Origin of the sequence: uncultured Veillonella sp. (assembly GCF_963551295.1) — a bacterium.
Classification (GTDB): Bacteria; Bacillota; Negativicutes; order Veillonellales; family Veillonellaceae; genus Veillonella.
This window is the reverse complement of the sequence record NZ_CAUVFT010000017.1, coordinates 12,519-31,180: the sequence shown is the minus strand read 5'-3', so window position 1 is coordinate 31,180 and position 18,662 is coordinate 12,519. Positions and strand designations below refer to the sequence as shown.

Sequence of the window (18,662 nt, the reverse complement as noted above, 5' to 3'; positions counted from 1 at the left end):
AACCATGAGTGGCTATGTAGAACAGGGCGAAGTCGTTCGCAATGAGCAAATAGGCTCTGATGTGTGGATTATGGATATTCACGCACCAAAACAGGCAGCAGAAGCAAAGATAGGACAGTTTTGTAATGTTCGCGTAGCGGACTCTACGGCGCCATTATTGCGTCGCCCTATTAGCTATGCTGGGTTTAATGCCCGAAAGGGTACGATTACCCTTTTGTATCGCGTCGTAGGCAAGGGGACTGAAATTATGACACGTCTCGTGCCTGGTGATACATTAGATTGTTTAGGACCTTTGGGCGAACCGTTTGTAACATCTAATAATATGCTTCTCGTTGGCGGTGGCGTTGGTATTGCACCGATGCTATGTATCGCATCCCATTTGCAAAAAGGTGAAGAAGCACAAGTTATTCTTGGTTTTAGAAATGAAACTGAAACCTTCTGGGCTGATTTATTTAAAGATACGCCTGTTCAAGTCCACATCACTACTGATGATGGTAGCGTGGGTACAAAAGGCTTCCCTACAGCAATCATGCCTGACCTAATTAATGCTAATTCGTTTACTTCTGTTATGACTTGTGGTCCTATGCCTATGATGAAAGGCGTAGCACAAGTGGCTAAAGAACTCAATGTGCCATGCCAAGTATCTTTAGAAGAGCGCATGGGATGTGGTACGGGCGGCTGCTTAGGTTGCGCTTGTGATGGTGCCGGTGGCAAACGTTATAAAGTTTGTAAAGATGGTCCTGTATTCCCAGCTGAGGAGGTGTTCTTTTAATGAGTGAACGCGATTTAAATAACACCGTTACGCCTAATCTAAAGCTCGCCATCGATTACTGCGGGATTAAGATGAAAAATCCTATTATCGCTGCATCTGGTACCTTTGGTAATGGCCCTGAGTATGCTGGTTATTTAGACCTTAGTAATGAAGTAGGTGCTATTTCTGTAAAAGGATTAACACCTAAAGGTCGTCATGGTAATCCTGGCACTCGCATTGCAGAAACACCATCTGGCGTATTGAACTGCATTGGCCTTGAAAATCCTGGAGCTGAACATTTTGTTAGAGAAATTCTACCGGATCTTAAGAAATATGATGTACCATTGCTAGCGAATATGTCTGCTGGTACGGTAGAGGAATTTGCGTGGATGGCAGAAACACTATGTGTAGATGGTATTGCAGGCCTTGAAGTCAACGTATCTTGCCCAAATGTTGCCTGTGAAGGCATGGCTTTTGGTATAGATCCAAAGGTAGTAGAACAGGTAACAAAAGCGGTTCGTAAAGTAACAGATAAGCCCGTTATTGTAAAACTTTCACCAAATGTAACAGACATTGTGGAAATCGCAAAGGCTGTTGAGGCCGGTGGTGGCAATGGGGTAAGTCTCATTAATACCTTGTTGGGCATGGCTATAGATATTCACCGTCGAAAGCCTGTATTGGGGAATATTTATGGTGGATTATCTGGTCCAGCCGTAAAGCCCGTGGCTCTTCGCATGGTTCACCAAGTTTATAAAGGGGTAACTATTCCTATTATTGGTCTTGGTGGTATCATGACTGGCACAGATGCTATCGAATTTATGATGGCAGGGGCGCAAGCTGTTCAAGTTGGTACAGCTACAATGGTAGATCCAACAGCAATTTCACGTATTGCCCGTGAAATGAGCGAATATGTAGAACAACATAATCTTGATAACATCACTGATATCGTTGGTGCTGTTCATCAAGTATAACAGAGTCATATGTACGGCGAACTTAAACAACCATAAGATTTGTCGTTATATAGGATATGATACAAAAAGACCTAGCACATTCAGTACTAGGTCTTTTCTTATGTATTGAATTGGTGTATATAATTGCATAGGCACCAATTATATAGACTGTTAATATCATAGTATGGTAATAATATGTATAATTATGATTATACATAGGCTTTGTAGAAGTCGATAAATTGCTGCGCTACTGGGGAAAGCGCATGGCCTTTAAGCGTGATAAAAGCTTTTTTGAAATCCCCCGAGAATTCTGGCAATTTAATGCGGGCCATTTTGCGATGATTGATAAGTTCCTTAGCGTCCATTGGGACTAAAGAAACTGTACGACCAGAAGAGGCCCACTCAATAGCTGAGCTTTTTGTTGTAGTTATAGCTACCGCATTAAGTTGCTCCATATCTGTTAAGCTAGATTGCATAATCATTCGAACAGAGCCACCAGAAAGGGATAGAGGACATTTTTTTATGTCTTCCCACGTGATGGTATCATGCTCACGATCTGTCCAGAATACATCACGACGGAAAATAGCGTATAAATGCTCTTCTTGGGTAAGCAGGATATCAAATTTATCGATATCTACCATTTGAATATTGGCGATACCTAATTCGGCGCTACCGTTGATGAGTTGGGTCACTACATTTGTCATAAGTCCTTCATAAATTTCAAAATGGACAGATGGATATTTCATGGAAAACGCTGGTAAATATTGCTGTACGATTGGCGTTGAACGAGATGCAGACGTCGCAATGCGTAAAGTACCTTCAATGCGTGAATTCAATTGTTGTACAGCATTATATGTAGATTCTTCAATAGAGCAAAGTTGTTGCGCTTTTTCGTAAAAGATTTTACCAGCATCTGTTAATTGCAAGTTTGATCCTCGTTGGCCGCGTTTAATGTTGATTAATTGAGCCCCAAATTCAGCCTCTAAATATTTCAACTGCTTACTTAACGCTGGTTGTGTAATATGAAGAATCTCTGCGGCCTGTGTCATATTGCCCGTTTGAACAAGGGTAATAAAATTGTGGTAGTAAGATGTATCCATAGAATCTCCCTATTATACACATAATATGATAAATAAAAATTATAACGAACTAAGTAACGGTCATTTCACATTTAATAAAATGCTATATATACTAAATTCAACAAAGTAATAGAAAGTAAATTGAGTTTTCAATTACCTTTCTATACTTATCACAAATTTTGATATACAACAAGAGTTAAGAAAGTAGGTACTACTATGGGCGTGGTAAAAAGAACCTTAGGTCAAGCAATTCGTAATTGGGAAGCACGTAGATTAATGACGGCTCGTAATAAAATTAGCCGGAAAAAACAATTAGAACGAGTATGGCCTTATCCTATGACTAAGGAAAAACGTCGTGAACTCGGTCAAGGCATAGCCGGTTTAGTTAATAACGACAATTAAAAGTTTGGAATCTACTAACTAGATAATTTATCTAGTGGTAGTACCACCTCAATAGAATCTAATACAGTACAAGTAGCAGCTCCATGACTTATGTCTTGGAGCTCTTTTTGTATGTGCTCTACATCAGTAGGTGGTATTAGAATTGTAATGTCTACATATTCACCAAAGCTTGCTTCATAATGTAATTCTTCGTCCTGTAAATATCTTTCTACTGCTCCATACAGCGAATAGTCAATCTTTGCTTGTAGTCGGGTTCGTGTTGTATGTAGTTCTTTAGGGGCAAGACGTAAGGTTTCCGCAACGGAGTGTGAATAGGCCCGAATCAAGCCACCAGCGCCCAATTTAATACCTCCAAAATAACGTGTTACGACGACGGCTACATTGGTAATGCCAGTTTTTTTGAGTACTTCTAGCATTGGTTTACCTGCTGTACCTGATGGTTCTCCATTATCGGAAGATCGTTGTTGTTCTTGCTGTGGCCCTAATGCATAGGCTGTGCAGTTATGACGTGCATCCCAGAATTCTTTATTGATGCGGCTTATAAAGGTTTGAGCTTCCTCTTCAGTCTTGCAAGGATATACAGTTGTTATAAACCGTGATTTTTCAACAACATATTCATGGCGAAATTCTTTCGCTACCGAAGTAAATTCTACCGTAGGGCTTATTGATTCAGACATATATTCACCTCCTTTGGAATCAAAGTTTATGTTTATTCATCATCACTTTATTATAATCTATTTATGAATGCTATGTATAGGTAAAAGAGGTTAATTCCCTTGTAAAAATGAAATAACCCTCTATATTTGGTAGGATATTGACGTAATGAGAATTTATGTTATTATTAAATATAGATATATGACTAGTTACTCATGTAATATGTTCATATATTGAAGTTTTAGAGTATATTAAACATTCTTAGTGAACCTGTTTATGGCTATTTTATTTACAATAGGGTATATATCATTTTTATAGACCGATGTTTAGATGTATATTTAAGTATATAGATACAAAATATAGTACGGATTTGTAATAATATAGTAAGTTGTAAGATAAGATATATGTATCTACAGAGTAGAAAGGCCTGTGAATATGAGCGTAAAAAAACAAGAATTTGATATTACAGGTATGCACTGTGCAGCCTGTGTAAAACGCGTTGAAAACGTCGTTTCTAAAGTCGAGGGCGTAGAATCTGTTAAGGTCAACCTCTTAACTCGAAAGGGGAGCGTTGAATATAAAGATGGCGCTACTATAGATTCACAACAGATTATTGATGCCATTACAAATATTGGTTTTGGTGCTGCAGAAGCAGACGAAACAAAGCAAGAAATAGAAAAGGTTAACTTAAAACCTCATATTACACGCCTTATTATTGCCGCCTGTATGGCGGTACCGATGATGATTAATATGACGTTACATCGATTTGGTATTCAGGCATTGCCTGTATGGGTAGAGTTTGTTCTTGCTACTATTGCTCAGTTCGGTCCAGGTCTCATGTTCTATAAGAGTGCTTGGAGCGCTGTAAAAAATGGAGCGCTTACGATGGATGTGCTCGTTGTAATGGGTACGACGGTAGCCTATTTATTCAGTATCTATAACTGGCAATTTCATCCTGAACTAGGCCCTCATGGAATTTACTTTGAAACCTCTGCATGGCTCATTACATTCATCCTTCTTGGTAAGCTGTTAGAAGAAATTGCAAAGGGTCGTACCTCTGAAGCACTTCAAAAATTGATTGCTTTACAACCTGCAACAGCTCATGTGTTGCGTGATGGAGAATTTGTGGACATCCCTACATCTAAGGTGGTAGCAGGCGATATTTTACAGGTTCGAGCAGGCGAAAAAATTCCAGTAGACGGTACGATTACTGATGGCTACTCCACCGTAGACGAGGCTATGCTGACCGGTGAAAGCTTACCGGTAGAAAAACAAGTTGGTTCTGAAGTTATTGGTGCTACTATAAACCTAAGTGGTGCTTTTACCATGGAAGCTAAGCGTATCGGTTCTGATACGATGTTGTCTCAAATCATCAAGGTTGTAGAAGAGGCACAAACATCCAAGGCTAGTATTCAACGCATTGCAGATATTGTGGCGCAATACTTTGTGCCTACAGTAATCGGTCTCGCTATCGTGACGGGTCTCGTATGGTATTTCATCGTGGGCGACTCCCTCAATGTGGCGCTCATTAATGCAACAGCCGTACTCGTTATCGCTTGCCCTTGTGCTCTTGGCCTTGCCACACCAACATCTATAATGGTTGGCTCTGGTCTGGGTGCGGAACACGGGGTGCTCATCAAGAGTGCAGAATATCTTGAAAAAGCGGGTAAACTCGATGCCATTGTTATGGATAAAACCGGTACCCTTACACAGGGTGTATTGGATGTGACGGCTTTTAAAAATTATAATGGTGATGAAAGTACTAATATGTCTATTATGATGTCTCTTGAAAGTGGTACATCTCATCCGATTGCAAAGGCCATGGTTTACTATGGTGAAGATCATGGCTATAAAGGTAAAGTTGTTGAACTTGAAAGTTTTGCTGATGTACCAGGTAAAGGGTTACAAGGTGCATACCAAGGCGTATCCGTACAACTTGGGCACAGTCGTTGGATGAATGAACTAGGTTATGATTTAACGGCGGTTCAAGAAGATATTTTACAATTTGAAGAACAAGGTGCTTCCGTATCTGTTCTAGCTGTAGATGGCGTTGTTAGTGCTTTGTGGGCTGTAGAAGACGAATTACGTCCAGAAACTATCGAGGTTGTAAAAGAGTTACATGCTCAAGGTATTGATGTATGGATGCTTACTGGTGATAATCGTCGAACTGCTCAATATATTGCTAAACAGGCGGGTATCTCCCATGTTATAGCTGAAGTATTGCCTCAAGACAAGGCTAGCAAGGTAAAAGAATTACAAGATAAAGGTCTTGTAGTGGGGATGGTTGGTGACGGTATCAATGATGCTCCTGCTCTCGTTACGGCAGATATTGGTTTTGCTATTGGCAGTGGTACAGATATTGCGGTAGAAGCAGCCGACATCGTCCTTGTACGAAATGATTTACATACCTTGGTACAAGCAGTACGACTCAGCCGTAAGACAATGACCAATATTAAACAAAACCTATTCTGGGCATTGATCTTTAACTGTATTGGCATTCCTTTGGCCGCAATAGGTGCATTAAATCCAATGATTGCGGGTACAGCGATGGCATTTAGCTCTGTAACAGTCGTAGGTAACTCGCTTCGTTTGAAACGAGCAAAAATCTAATTGATATATGATAAAAACAGCATCTATACAATTGTATAGGTGCTGTTTTTAACTTGTTCCATTCTGTTGCAAATATTTTAATTCCTATAAACTCGGTATTTTTATAGTACATATCATCTGCTATACTGAGTATAGTTATTTGTTAAGTAAGAGAGGATCATGGCTATGAAATTAAAGACTCGTGATATAGTATATATTGGTTTTATTGCCGCTTTGTGTGCAGTAGCAACAACAATTCGCATTGAAGTGCCTGGTGGTGCCATGGTGCATCTTGGTTCGGCAGCACTCTTTACGACATCAATTTTGTTTGGTGGTTTATATGGTGGTTTAGGCGCAGCAATCGGCTCTGCCTTATTTGATCTCTTTGGTGGTCATACACAATACATCGTGTTTTCTTTCTTTATTAAAGGGATTGCAGGCCTTATTGTAGGTGGTTTGACTGCAGGCTATTTGCCGCCATCCATTACAAAACCGACTGCATCCTTTGGTCGGATTTTAGTGGCTCTTATTATAGGCGCCATATGGACTGCCTTTGGCTATTTCTTAGCTTGGTGGTTTGTTCTTGAAAGTGCGGTCGTAGCAGCTAGCAAAATTCAATACTCCTTGATTACAAGTGCTGCAGGTATTGTGGTGGCGATCGTGTTAACGCCGAAATTACAAACAGTAGTACGTAGACTATTTACAAAAAATTAATAGAGCGAACAATTGTAGATTCTATATGAAAGTGCCTTAATAAGGGGTGTTATTAATAGGTTACATTATAGTAGACAGAGGTTTTTATGAAAGTCCTAAATTTAGATCACCTAGTTATCACAACTGCAGACTTGAAGTGATGTCTTTATTTTTACGGAGATGTTCTTGGAATGGATGTAGTAGAACGGGATGGGAGATATGCCATATTTTTTGGCAATCAAAAGTTTAATATTCATACGAAACCTGCAGAATTTCTCCCTGCCGCAGAAAAACCTACGTATGGCAGTCTAGATATATGCCTTGTAGTTGAAGAGCCTATAGACGTTGTAAAATGTGATATAGAGGAAAAAGGATATCCCATAGAACTTGGTCCTGTCGCTCGTCATGGAGCACGAGGGGACATGAAAAGCATTTATTTAAGAGATCCTGATGGGAATTTAGTAGAACTTTGCCATTATAATCTGTAGCATTTCAAGTTAAGGTATATAAATCGTACCTTATTTTTTTGATAGTTAAAGAGCGCACATTAGCATAATTATATTAGTTAATGTGCGCTCTTTTATTACTTTTAGTGTATATCAATTGTTTAGTACATTAAAAATTACAAAGGTCATTTAGGTTTTCGGCCATGGTAGGGTGTGTGAAAATTTGATTTTTGAAATATGTATATGGAATGTTGTTATCCATAGCCATTTTAATTAAGTTAATCAATTCTTCTGCGCCTTGGGAATAGAGTGTAGCTCCCAGGATTAAGTCGTTATCCGCATCCACAACAATTTTAAAGGCGCCTTTTAAATAGTCGTTTACATGTGCTCTAGGCATGGTAGCTACGAGCATTTCTTTCGTTTTAACCGTATATCCTTGGTTGATTGCATCTTCTTCTGTAAGACCTACACGAGAAAGTGGAGGTGTTAAGAAGGTAGTATAAGGAATATTTTTACGATCTTTTAAGGTATACTGGCTGTTACCTGTAAGTGCGCCAAATACGATACGGAAGTCATCAAGAGATATATATGTGAATTGCGGTCCACCGTTTACATCACCGACTGCGTATACACCAGGGACGGAGCTTTCACAAGTATCATTAATTACAATAGCACCGCGTTCGTTAGTAGCGATATCCGTATGTTCTAAACCGATATTAGCTGTATTGGCTTTGCGACCTGTAGCGTATAGAACAGCATCAAAAGTATAGTTTTGATTATTAGCGGTGATAACTGGTTTGCCGCCATCATTGGATACAGAGTTTAATGTCACATTATTAAGAATAGTAATGCCTTGCTCAGTTAAGTACTCAGTAGCTAGCTCTTGAACGATAGGTTCTTCGCGTTTTAAGATGCTAGATTCGATGTTGAATACGGTTACCTTAGCACCAAGTTTAGCATATAGACTGGCAAATTCAAGACCGATAGGACCAGCACCGATAACGCCTAATGTACTTGGTTGAGTAGGTAATTGTTGAATCTCAGTACTATTATAGAAACCTGTAGCTGTATCGATGCCAGAAATATTAGGTTTGATTGCTACAGCACCGGTGTTAATAACGATAGTGTCAGCAGATAATATAATCTTATCCTCGCCAGCAGTAACGGCGATTTCTTTATTACTAATGAATGCACCATGCCCGGTATAGACATCGACATGTTCATTTGTATCTAACATACCGAAGTTTTTATTGCGTAAACGAGATGTAACAACCTCGCGTTGGTTTAATACTTGATCGTATGATAAGCCTTTTGATGCGGCAATGATCATCGTCTTAGTAGGGATACATGCGATATTAATACATGTACCACCGTACATTAGTGGATTTTCTTCAATCATGGCTACGGATTTGCCCATAGAGCCAAATTTTGCGGCTAAGGTTTTACCAGCCTTGCCAAAACCTAAGACGATAATGTCATATTGTTTGGTATTCATACAATACCTCCTATCTTTTATATTGAAAATATTAGATATTGATATTATAGCATATTATTATAGATATAAAAGTAGAAATTAGAATTAATTATCATTGATTATAAATTAAATTTATTTTGAATGATTATGTTAAGGTAGTAATTTAGCTTATAGCTTTGTAGTGTATTTAAGGAAGTAGGGGGCACTTGTATATCTGTGTTTCTTTTATACTACAGTAATTAATTAAGTGTGTTAAGTATTTCTACTTGACACATCTTTTTATATGCTGTAGTATATGTAAAGTAATATGACTTGACAGTGATGGAGGTGGCGAAATGGAAGAACGAGTACTCATAAGTTTGCTCTTAGATTTCTATGGACCATTATTGACGGACAAGCAACGCATGTCCTTACAACTTCACCACGAAGATGATATGTCTCTTGGCGAGATTGCCGAGGAATTAGGCGTATCACGACAGGCTGTACACGATAATTTACAGCGTGCCCGACATATTTTAAATGATTACGAATCTAAATTGCACTTGGTGGCACAATATGAACAACGGGAAGGCTTGCTTTCACAGTTAAAAGCAACATTGCCTAAAGAGGTGTTGGCCGAAACTAAGGTGCAACAAGTATTGGCGCAAATGGAGGGATATTATGGCATTTGATAGCTTGTCAGAAAAACTGCAAGAAGCCTTTCAATCCTTAAAAGGGAAGGGCAAAATTACAGAAGATGATGTCAATCTTGCGTTGCGTCAGGTACGTACGGCTCTATTAGAAGCGGACGTTAACTTTATGGTAGCAAAGGACTTTGTTAAGTCCATTAAGGAAAAGGCCCTTGGTGAAGAGGTGTTCGGTTCCTTGAATCCAGCTCAAACGGTTATTAAAATCGTAAATGATGAATTAACAGCTCTCTTAGGTGGTACGCAAAGTCGTATCATGATTTCCAGCAAGCCTCCAACTATTATTATGCTCGTTGGTTTGCAAGGTGCTGGTAAAACTACAACTGCTGGTAAACTAGCTGTATACCTACGCAAACAAGGTAAGCGTCCGATGCTCGTAGCTGCCGACGTATATCGCCCAGCTGCGATTACTCAGTTGCAAGTAGTAGGTAAGCAAATTGATATTCCAGTATTTGCAGATGAAACACCTGGTGCGAATCCAGTAGATATTGCGCGTCGCGCCGTAGAGCAAAGCACACATATGCTGAAAGATGTTGTTATCATCGATACCGCAGGTCGTTTGGCTATAGACGAAGTCCTTATGGATGAATTGTCCAACATTAAAGCGGCTGTTCGCCCTCATGAAATTTTACTCGTTGTAGATTCCATGATCGGTCAAGATGCGGTAACAACAGCTCAAACCTTTAATGAAAAATTAGGCGTTGATGGTGTTATTCTTACTAAACTCGATGGTGATGCACGCGGTGGTGCCGCACTGTCTATCAAAGCCGTAACAGGCTTGCCAATCAAGTTCACTGGTGTGAGCGAAAAAATGGATGGTTTTGATGTATTCTATCCAGACCGCATGGCTTCTCGTATTCTCGACTTGGGCGACTTTAAAACATTGATTGAAAATGTACAAGGCGCTATCGATGAAGAAGAAGCTCGTGAAATGGCTAAGAAAATGGCAAAAAACAATTTCACCTTGGATGACTTCTTAAAACAGATGAATCAGGTGAGAAAGTTAGGGCCATTACAAAATATTATTGGCATGTTGCCAGGCATGGGGCAAATTAAGGATCAATTAAAGGACCTTGATTTGAATAGTAAAGAGGTGCGTCGTATTGAGGCTATCATTACATCCATGACGGCGGCAGAGCGAGAAAATCCAAGTATTCTTAATGGTTCTCGTCGCAAGCGTATTGCATTAGGTTCTGGTACACAGGTTCAAGATGTAAATCGCTTGTTGAAACAATTTGAAGAAGCGCGGAAGATGATGAAGCGCATGCAAGGTTTACGTGGCGGTAAGGGCGGCTTCCCTGGAATGCCTAAATTACCGTTTATGTAATACATGGGCAGGGGCGCTGAACTTGTCCATTTACATCAGTATAAGGAGGTGAATTTCACAATGTTAAAAATTCGTTTGACTCGTTTAGGTGCTAAAAAAGCTCCTTTCTACCGTATTGTAGTTGCTGACGCACGTGCTCCACGTGAAGGTCGTCCTGTTGACACAATTGGTCAATATGATGCTACTAAACAACCAGCTATCGTTAATGTAGACGAAGAAAAAGCTTTGGCTTGGTTAGCTAAAGGTGCTCAGCCTACTGACACTGTTCGCTCCTTGTTCAAAAAACAAGGCGTTATGCAAAAATTTGCAGACGCTAAAAAGTAATTAATAGAGAGGCATACTGTGATGATAGAATTAATTTCATTAATTGCGAAATCATTAGTGAAGCAGCCTGATGCCGTTTCTGTTACCATGGTCCAAAAGGGGAATGTTGAAGTTTACGAACTTCATGTAGCCCCAGAGGATATGGGCAAAGTCATCGGAAAGCAAGGTAGAATTGCAAAAGCGATTCGATCTGTGGTGAAAGCGGCGGCTATTAAAGAGAACAAAAAGATATCTGTTGATATTGTCTAAAAGGGAGTATTCCAATGGAAGAAATGACATTACGTGTCCCTGTAGCAGTAAAAGCAAAAGTAACAGACGACTTGAAAGCGAAAATTGTATCCGATCTTGAAACTCGCCTTGATATGGTAAATAAAGATTTGGAAGCAATTGAGTTTCAAGCCCAACGTATTTTAGCTGATGCAGCTAAAGTTGATGCTACAAGTCTTACTGCTATTCGTCAACAAATCGACGAAGAAAAAAATAAACGCTTGGCTTTCAAAGAAGAAGTAACAGCTAAATTGAAGGATGCTAAGGAGTTGTCTTTAGGAACTGAAATTCCTCAAGGTACATTAGAGCAAACAGTTACCGTTAAAATCGGAGATAATTTGGATGCCTTGATGGGCGCTGAAATCCTATTAGAAGACGGTAAGATCGTTGCGTTTCGTCAATAATGAAGCATAACGATTTCATCACAATAGGTGTTATCATCGCCCCGCACGGTGTGCGGGGTGATCTTCGTATTATGCCACAAACCGATTTTCCAGAACGGTTTATGCATATGGATGCCTGTTACATCGATGGTAAAGAATACCACGTTGCATCCGCACGATTTCACAAACAATTTGTTTTAGCATCTTTTAAGGAAATTCCTAATCGCAATACGGCTGAACTATTCACTAAGAAAGCAATTCAAGTTCGTCGTGAAGATTTAGTGGAATTGCCAGAAGGTCGTTACTATATTTTTGATATCATTGGTCTTGAGGTACAAGATACTATGGGTAACGTGCTTGGCACAGTTACTGATGTATTACAACCAGGTGCTAATGATGTCTATGTGGTCTCCAAAGATGGGGAACCAGATCAATTATTTGCAGCCATTGAAGAGGTCGTTAAAGACATCAATGTGAAAAATAAATTGATGATCGTAGATCCGCCTGAATGGATATAATCATTTGGGCGGTTTTGTTTTATCTACATATAGGTATATTATCGTAAAAGTTATATAATATAGCTATATATAGATAATACTAATGAGTTAATGTGAGTTAATAAGTACAGGGGACGGTATATGCGTATTGATATTGTATCTTTATTTCCAGAGTTTTTTGATGCGTTTTTTAATCATTCCATCATAAAACGAGCTATCGAGGCAAAACGTCTATCTGTAGATGTAACGAATCCTCGAGATTTTAGCCATAATAAGCATGGTCAAGTAGATGATACACCATATGGTGGTGGGGCTGGTATGCTCATGATGGCACCTCCTATTTTTGAAGCTGTAGAATCCGTTATTGCTCAATATGATAGTGATATTAATGATACTTATACCACAGATGAGATGTGTGATGAAATGAGTCTTATTGGTAATCCTAATGAAAGTATACGACGTCGTATTATCTTTATGGGACCTACAGGACAGCCTTTCACACAGGAGAAGGCTCGTGAATTGGCTAGCTATGATCAAGTGGTCCTTATTTGTGGTCATTATGAAGGTGTAGATTATCGCGTAGAGAAACATCTTGTAGATGAAACGATTTCTATTGGTGATTATGTATTGACCGGTGGTGAGTTGCCAGCTATGGTAGTTACTGATGCAGTGGCTCGCATGATACCTGGTGTATTAGGTGCGGCTAGTGGGGCACAAGAGGATTCTTTTTATGAGTCACTTTTAGAATGCCCACAATATACAAAACCACCAGAATTTAGAGGTTGGACTGTTCCAGATGTATTGCGTAGTGGTCATCATAAAAATATTGCCACATGGCGTCAAAAGGAAGCACTAAAAAGAACACGATTATTACGGCCTGACTTATTAGAACGACCATTAACAAAAGAGGAAGTTAAACTGTTAAAAGAAATTGTTGCAGAAGAGTCTAGGCTATGAAATTTAAGTGTTATGATGTTGTAGAGATTCTGGGAAAACGATATGTAGTCGGGGAGGTCATTTCTTATCAAGAGTTTATCGTTGATAAAACAATACGTTATGATCTTAATGATGAAAATTATAAAAAAGAACTAGGTGTTTCCAAAGGAGCTCAGTCTTGGACCGAATATGGTCTTATGCCCGTTAATGGGACGGATAAAAAATGGCTTACCATTGTAAACGGTGAAAAAGAATATTGCACTTTTTCTGAAACAGTTTTACGTTCAACCCCTCCTGCAGGATATAGACTACATGATAAAGGTATAGAACGTGTCGTAGCTGTGGAGGGGCAATCGAAGGCTAGAAGTGGCGACGAAGCAGATTATAAAGAATATAGATCAATTAAAAAGGATAAAACCTATGTATTCTTTATTGAGGACTGGCATGGTGGTTTGACGGATCAGGCTCAAGGTGAGCGGATTCGTTTGTCTGATGTACATCGACGGCGAGATCAGGCTGCTCAAGCAGTGAGTAAAAAGATTCGTAATGCAGCGAGGAGAAAAGAATGGACACGATTGGGTCTGAGTTGGGGAATCATTTTATTCTTTTTTGGATACTTGTTTATAGGAGATATGTCTTGGCATGAATTGCGTGATGAAGTAGGATTCCCATATACCATGGAAGAGCGCATTAAAGATTCCTATTATTATGAACCGCAAGGTACAAAAGACGGTTTGATGGTATATACGTCAAAGCAAGATCCAAATGCAACGGCTATCGATCTTATCGATGCTGTGTATGGCAAGGTTTATACCATTAAACAAGATACTAAGTCCCCTGAGCAGTGGATTGTCATTTATACGACTAAAGATGTATCTGTTATTAGTGTGGTTAATGGCACTACGTATGTTGAAGTGGGGCAATTAAAAAACTTGTCAGATTCGGAGGATAGGCGTATAGCGACTATTAGAAATGACAGTGAAATATTGTTACGATATGCGTATATGGTGGAGTTAAAGAATAAGCAGGGTCGTAAGACGTTATCAAATATAATAAAAGATTGATATAGTATTGATTTCAGTTGCGAAATCAAACGAAGGAATATTATATGTATGAACCAAGTAAGAATACTGTTTACATAGCCATAGCCTTTACATCTATAGCAGCTCTAGTAGGCGCTTATTCGTATTGGGACGATGTTAGCTATGCTCTATGTGATGTGGTCAAACCAGAATTAAATAATGGTGAAGTACGGCTCGTTGATGATGAAGGTAAAAGCTATACCTTGATTAATCACGGTGATGGAAAAGAAACTGCGCTCTATGATGATGCAGAAAAATCTGTTACCTTTCATCGTGATGAGAAAGGCAATATTATATGGGATGCAGGCTTAGCCAGTTTGATTCCAACTTTGGCGGTAGGTTACTATGCGTTCCATGGCTTTTCAGCTCCAACGGCATATATGGATGCACCCAGTATGACCTATCGTGCTACATCGCCACTTACATCTTTTGATGCAAATATAGGCACTAGCAAATCTAATAGTGCAAGAGTGGCTAGGACTATTAATGAGATGACTAGAAATCGTTACAATACTAAAACGAGTAGTCGGGCACATAGAATTGGTGAAAAGTATGGCTTTGGTAGTGTAGGGGCTCGAACTTCGAGCGGTGCCTCTTAATGAAAGGGTGAACAATGAAATCCTATATTGATGAGCTTGATAGAAATATATTTAATTTCGTGGAATATGAAGGGTATGATGATCGGTATCCGTCATTGTCTATGCAGGCCTTTTCATCCGACTTTTACGATGAAATTCGTCATGCTTCACGTAGATTATTTCAAATATTTTGTAAAGCTGCGAAAGTATTTCAAATGGCCCCAGATGATTTTGCACGAAACATGGATATGCCAGACAATTTAATTCCTTATTTACATAAGTCGAATGCCTTAGGGTTACCGACGTGGTTATCACGCTTTGATTTTGTTCTCGATGTAAATGGCAATTTGCGGATGGTAGAACTTAATGCAGATACGCCATGTTTTCTTATTGAAAGCTATTATGCCAATGAAGTTGCAGCTAATTATGTAGGACGAAAACATCCTAATATAGAATGCCGCAAAGAATTACATACATTTTTAAAGCGCATGTATGATGCTGTTTTATCTGCTAAGTATGGTAGAAACCAATATGAATCTATGCGGGCAAATAGAGAGAGCCTACCTAAGAATCCCTTTGTATTCTCTTGTTTTCATGATTATTTTGAAGACTACGGTACAACACAATTCCTTATGAAGGAATTAAAAACAGCCTGTCCTGAGGCAGACACGCGCTTCATATCCTTTTATGATATGAAGATTGATGATGAGGGCATTCCTTTAGAAGATGGTAGTCATGCGACTCTATTATATCGATTGCATCCCATGGAACTTTTGATTGATGAACAAACACCAGATAATGAACCTTTGGGTGAGATGTTTTTAGATCTTTACGAGGAGAATAGATTTGCTCTTTTTAATCCGCCAGAGGCAATTATTTTACAAAACAAATCATTTATGTCCTTAGTATATGCATTGTATTTAACAGAACAATTTTTTACGAAACCAGATCGAGATATCATCGAGCGTTATTTGGCACCATCCTATTTTGAAAATGATTTTTCCTTTCTTGATGATGGCCTTTATATTCAAAAGGAGATTTGGGGCCGTGAAGGACGACATGTACAAGTTGTTCAAAAGCGTGGTGATATATCTGAGCTTTACATGGAAAAGTTAGTTGATAACTATGACGATATTGTTTGTCGCGATAGTAAAAAGGTTATGTATCAAGACTTTATACAGCAGAAACGTTTTACTCATACAGTTGATTGTGGAGTGAAAGATGGATTTTTAACCTTATCCTGTTTTATGCTTGGTGATCAAGCTTCTGCGGTAGGATGCCGTTTTTCTCCGGAAGAGATAGCTGGTACAGAAGCATACTTTGTACCATTACTAATAGAGTAAGTGAAATACTATGGAATTTGTGGCTATATAGTATGTTAAACGAATGATAATAGGTTTACTTCGCAGCAGTTGTGGTTATGTCTATTTTAGCGAGGGTGCGTATGGAGTTTAATTGTTATGATGTCTTAGAGGTTCATGGCAGCCGCTATGTAATCACTGAGAAAATTAAATACATAGAGATTATTCCAAAAGCAGATAAGGAACAATCCTATAGGGGCCAGCCGTCTATGACAAAATCACCAGGTGATTATTGGCATGAATATGGACTAGAGGCTGTTGAGGGAATCGATAAAATATGGTTAACCATTGAGTACAATGATAATGAATGGTGTACCGTATCTAGAACATCCTTTCATACACGGCCGGGGAAAGATTTTACATTACATCAAATCGGCTTAGAAAAGGTTGTCGATGTGGATGGTGAAAGTGGTGCCTCCGTAGGGGACCGCGCAGGATATAGAGAATATCAGCTACCTTGTGAAGGTGGTGCTAGTGTATTCTTTGAAGAAGAGTGGTTTGAAGGTAAAAAAATGTTTGCCGAAGGATCACGAGTACCCTTGGTGAACATTCGTCTTTGTAATGATGCAGCCGCTCAAGCTATTAAGCAAAAGATGCGTAACAAATCAATGAAAAAGAGGTTTGGATCTATTGCTGTTGGTGTGGGGTATGGTGTACTATTTTTACTATTTCTATTTTGGTCGGACAATGATTTGTCTTGGCATAGTATACGCGCTATGTTTGGAGTGCCTTACACGGCAAAAGAACATATGCATGACACATCTGCATATTATACAAAAACAGATTCGGATAGCGACTATGTATACACGTCTACACTAGATCCTGTTAGTACCGCATTAGACTTGATTGATTCTGTGAATGGTGATATTAAGAATGAGCGGGATAACTTAGAAGAGGGACATGAAGTTATTGTATTTTATTCTGGGGACTTGGTGTATCTCATCACTAATACGGATGGACAAACTAGGGTTAAGGTATGTGAACAATCAAAATTAACACAAGAGGATTGGAAAATTATTGATCGTACATTAATCAGCTCTCATATACTCGATAACTATGCGACCATGGTTCGACTAGGGGATAATACGGGACGCGAACGATTGTATCCTACCAGCAACTCTAACAACACATCCAATACAAAATTATATTATTAGGAGGCTTATTATGATTTATATACCAGATGTATTATTGACAATTTTTTATGCTTGTTTTGGCATTATGCTGATGTTGACAGCGAACACGGTTATCGATTTCTTCGTGCCTGGAAAATTTAGTGAAGAAATTAAGCGCGGTAACTGTGCTGTGGCGTGGCTTTCAGCGGGATCATTTATCGGTATCGGTGAAATTTTGCGCGCTGTTATCATGTCACCAGCCGTGACTACGGCTGATACGTCCTTGTTACATGGTATCGTAGCCAGTGTTATATATGCTGTGCTTGGTATTATATTATTTGTGATAGGCTATATGTTTATCAATATTTGGCATCGTAAATATAAATTATCCGAAGAAATTATGCGTGGTAATACAGCGGCTGGTATTCTTGTATTTGGCATTTTCGTTGGTCTTGCTCTTGTTATTAGCGGTGCTGTGCACTAAGGGAGCGTTTTATGTATAAGCCAAGTAAGAAAACCATATACCTTACAGGTGCTTTCGCCGCAGTTGCTGGTCTTGTAGGTGTATATTCCTACTGGAATGATATCTCCTATGCTGTGTGCGACAAGGTTTATCCAGAGGCAAATGAGGGGGAGGTTCGATTAAAGGATAGTCAAGGAAATCGGTATTCTCTTTTAAACCATGGCGATGGAAAAGAAACAGCCTTGTATGACGATAATCGTTCAGTTACCTTTCACCGTGATAATGGTGGAAACTTAGTGTGGGATGCTGGTTTGGCAAGTTTGTTACCAACTATTGCAGCTGGGTATTATATGTTTCATGGGTTTAATCCTCCTACGGCACGTATGGATGGACGAACTATGACGTATCGCACGGTATCGCCATTAAAACCGTATGAACAACCTAATGAATATACGTCATCAGGATCAACTATACATGGCTATGGAGGTGGAAGAAGCTTTCGTAGTTATGAGAATAATAGAAGTAAGAAAGCATCATCTATAGGGCAAAAGTCTGGCTTTGGCAGTGCTGGTGCACGGTCTAGTGCTTCATAATGGATGCGATGACAC

The 18,662-nt window shown here is 39.2% G+C and carries 21 protein-coding genes and 1 pseudogene; 19 read left to right on the top strand and 3 right to left on the bottom strand.

Annotation, left to right across the window (positions count from 1 at the left end; genetic code table 11):
- Positions 1–4 precede the first annotated feature (4 nt).
- Both RYO55_RS06115 and RYO55_RS06110 read left to right on the top strand, forming a co-directional pair.
- A complete protein-coding gene (locus RYO55_RS06115; RefSeq protein ID WP_314984640.1) occupies positions 5–772 on the top strand; it encodes a dihydroorotate dehydrogenase electron transfer subunit in 768 nt (255 codons plus the stop codon).
- The gene (locus tag RYO55_RS06110; protein WP_314984638.1) at positions 772–1,722 is read left to right on the top strand and encodes a dihydroorotate dehydrogenase; all 951 of its coding nucleotides are present in this window, start codon (positions 772–774) and stop codon (positions 1,720–1,722) included. The genes RYO55_RS06115 and RYO55_RS06110 overlap by 1 nt, the downstream gene beginning before the upstream one ends.
- Before the next feature lie 188 nt (positions 1,723–1,910).
- Here the strand turns inward: RYO55_RS06110 and RYO55_RS06105 are convergent, their stop codons facing one another.
- The gene (locus tag RYO55_RS06105) at positions 1,911–2,801 is read right to left on the bottom strand and encodes a LysR family transcriptional regulator (protein ID WP_004695545.1); all 891 of its coding nucleotides are present in this window, start codon (positions 2,799–2,801) and stop codon (positions 1,911–1,913) included.
- 195 nt (positions 2,802–2,996) lie between these two features.
- On the opposite strand from RYO55_RS06105, the gene RYO55_RS06100 reads away from it, so the two are divergent.
- Positions 2,997–3,182: a hypothetical protein gene (locus RYO55_RS06100; protein ID WP_295816443.1), complete on the top strand. Its 186-nt coding sequence runs from the start codon at positions 2,997–2,999 to the stop codon at positions 3,180–3,182.
- Between the two features lie 14 nt (positions 3,183–3,196).
- Here RYO55_RS06100 and RYO55_RS06095 read toward each other — a convergent pair whose 3' ends face one another.
- Entirely contained in the window at positions 3,197–3,859 is a 663-nt protein-coding gene (locus tag RYO55_RS06095; protein ID WP_314984637.1) for a YigZ family protein, read from the bottom strand.
- Between the two features lie 412 nt (positions 3,860–4,271).
- Between RYO55_RS06095 and RYO55_RS06090 the strand changes: the two genes are divergently transcribed.
- From RYO55_RS06090 to RYO55_RS06080, 3 genes and pseudogenes are all read left to right on the top strand, one after another.
- A complete protein-coding gene (locus tag RYO55_RS06090; protein WP_314984636.1) occupies positions 4,272–6,446 on the top strand; it encodes a heavy metal translocating P-type ATPase in 2,175 nt (724 codons plus the stop codon).
- Between the two features lie 165 nt (positions 6,447–6,611).
- A complete protein-coding gene (locus tag RYO55_RS06085; protein ID WP_314984654.1) occupies positions 6,612–7,139 on the top strand; it encodes an ECF transporter S component in 528 nt (175 codons plus the stop codon).
- Positions 7,140–7,300: 161 nt separating this feature from the next.
- A pseudogene (locus tag RYO55_RS06080) lies at positions 7,301–7,606 on the top strand (VOC family protein); the annotation flags it as partial.
- A gap of 127 nt (positions 7,607–7,733) precedes the next feature.
- Here RYO55_RS06080 and RYO55_RS06075 read toward each other — a convergent pair.
- Complete coding sequence (locus tag RYO55_RS06075) at positions 7,734–9,059, bottom strand: FAD-containing oxidoreductase (protein WP_314984635.1); 1,326 nt, start codon at positions 9,057–9,059, stop codon at positions 7,734–7,736.
- Between the two features lie 314 nt (positions 9,060–9,373).
- On the opposite strand from RYO55_RS06075, the gene ylxM reads away from it, so the two are divergent.
- The 13 genes from ylxM (at position 9,374) to RYO55_RS06010 (ending at position 18,647) form a co-directional block, all read left to right on the top strand.
- Complete coding sequence (gene ylxM, locus RYO55_RS06070) at positions 9,374–9,709, top strand: YlxM family DNA-binding protein (protein ID WP_004695559.1); 336 nt, start codon at positions 9,374–9,376, stop codon at positions 9,707–9,709.
- Positions 9,699–11,051: a signal recognition particle protein gene (ffh, locus tag RYO55_RS06065; protein WP_024060991.1), complete on the top strand. Its 1,353-nt coding sequence runs from the start codon at positions 9,699–9,701 to the stop codon at positions 11,049–11,051. Before ylxM ends, ffh begins: the two co-directional genes overlap by 11 nt.
- A gap of 60 nt (positions 11,052–11,111) precedes the next feature.
- Entirely contained in the window at positions 11,112–11,375 is a 264-nt protein-coding gene (rpsP, locus tag RYO55_RS06060; RefSeq protein ID WP_004695565.1) for a 30S ribosomal protein S16, read from the top strand.
- A 21-nt stretch (positions 11,376–11,396) separates the two neighbouring features.
- On the top strand, positions 11,397–11,624 hold the full coding sequence (locus tag RYO55_RS06055; RefSeq protein WP_004695567.1) for a KH domain-containing protein: 228 nt from the start codon (positions 11,397–11,399) through the stop codon (positions 11,622–11,624).
- A 14-nt stretch (positions 11,625–11,638) separates the two neighbouring features.
- Positions 11,639–12,046 (top strand): YlqD family protein, encoded by a 408-nt coding sequence (locus tag RYO55_RS06050; RefSeq protein WP_004695569.1) that lies wholly within the window; start codon positions 11,639–11,641, stop codon positions 12,044–12,046.
- Positions 12,046–12,543: a ribosome maturation factor RimM gene (gene rimM / locus RYO55_RS06045; protein ID WP_012864102.1), complete on the top strand. Its 498-nt coding sequence runs from the start codon at positions 12,046–12,048 to the stop codon at positions 12,541–12,543. The genes RYO55_RS06050 and rimM overlap by 1 nt, the downstream gene beginning before the upstream one ends.
- A 120-nt stretch (positions 12,544–12,663) precedes the next feature.
- Positions 12,664–13,479, top strand: coding sequence for a tRNA (guanosine(37)-N1)-methyltransferase TrmD (trmD, locus tag RYO55_RS06040; protein WP_302498791.1), 816 nt, complete (start codon positions 12,664–12,666; stop codon positions 13,477–13,479).
- Entirely contained in the window at positions 13,476–14,522 is a 1,047-nt protein-coding gene (locus tag RYO55_RS06035; RefSeq protein WP_314984632.1) for a DUF4178 domain-containing protein, read from the top strand. The genes trmD and RYO55_RS06035 overlap by 4 nt, the downstream gene beginning before the upstream one ends.
- A gap of 44 nt (positions 14,523–14,566) precedes the next feature.
- The gene (locus RYO55_RS06030; protein WP_302498789.1) at positions 14,567–15,139 is read left to right on the top strand and encodes a hypothetical protein; all 573 of its coding nucleotides are present in this window, start codon (positions 14,567–14,569) and stop codon (positions 15,137–15,139) included.
- Between the two features lie 14 nt (positions 15,140–15,153).
- Positions 15,154–16,461, top strand: a complete 1,308-nt coding sequence (locus tag RYO55_RS06025; RefSeq protein WP_302498788.1) for a glutathionylspermidine synthase family protein — start codon at positions 15,154–15,156, stop codon at positions 16,459–16,461.
- A gap of 101 nt (positions 16,462–16,562) precedes the next feature.
- Entirely contained in the window at positions 16,563–17,633 is a 1,071-nt protein-coding gene (locus tag RYO55_RS06020; RefSeq protein WP_119206523.1) for a hypothetical protein, read from the top strand.
- A gap of 10 nt (positions 17,634–17,643) precedes the next feature.
- Complete coding sequence (locus RYO55_RS06015; RefSeq protein WP_302498785.1) at positions 17,644–18,075, top strand: DUF350 domain-containing protein; 432 nt, start codon at positions 17,644–17,646, stop codon at positions 18,073–18,075.
- A gap of 11 nt (positions 18,076–18,086) precedes the next feature.
- Entirely contained in the window at positions 18,087–18,647 is a 561-nt protein-coding gene (locus RYO55_RS06010; RefSeq protein WP_295816467.1) for a hypothetical protein, read from the top strand.
- The last annotated feature ends 15 nt before the right edge of the window (positions 18,648–18,662 follow it).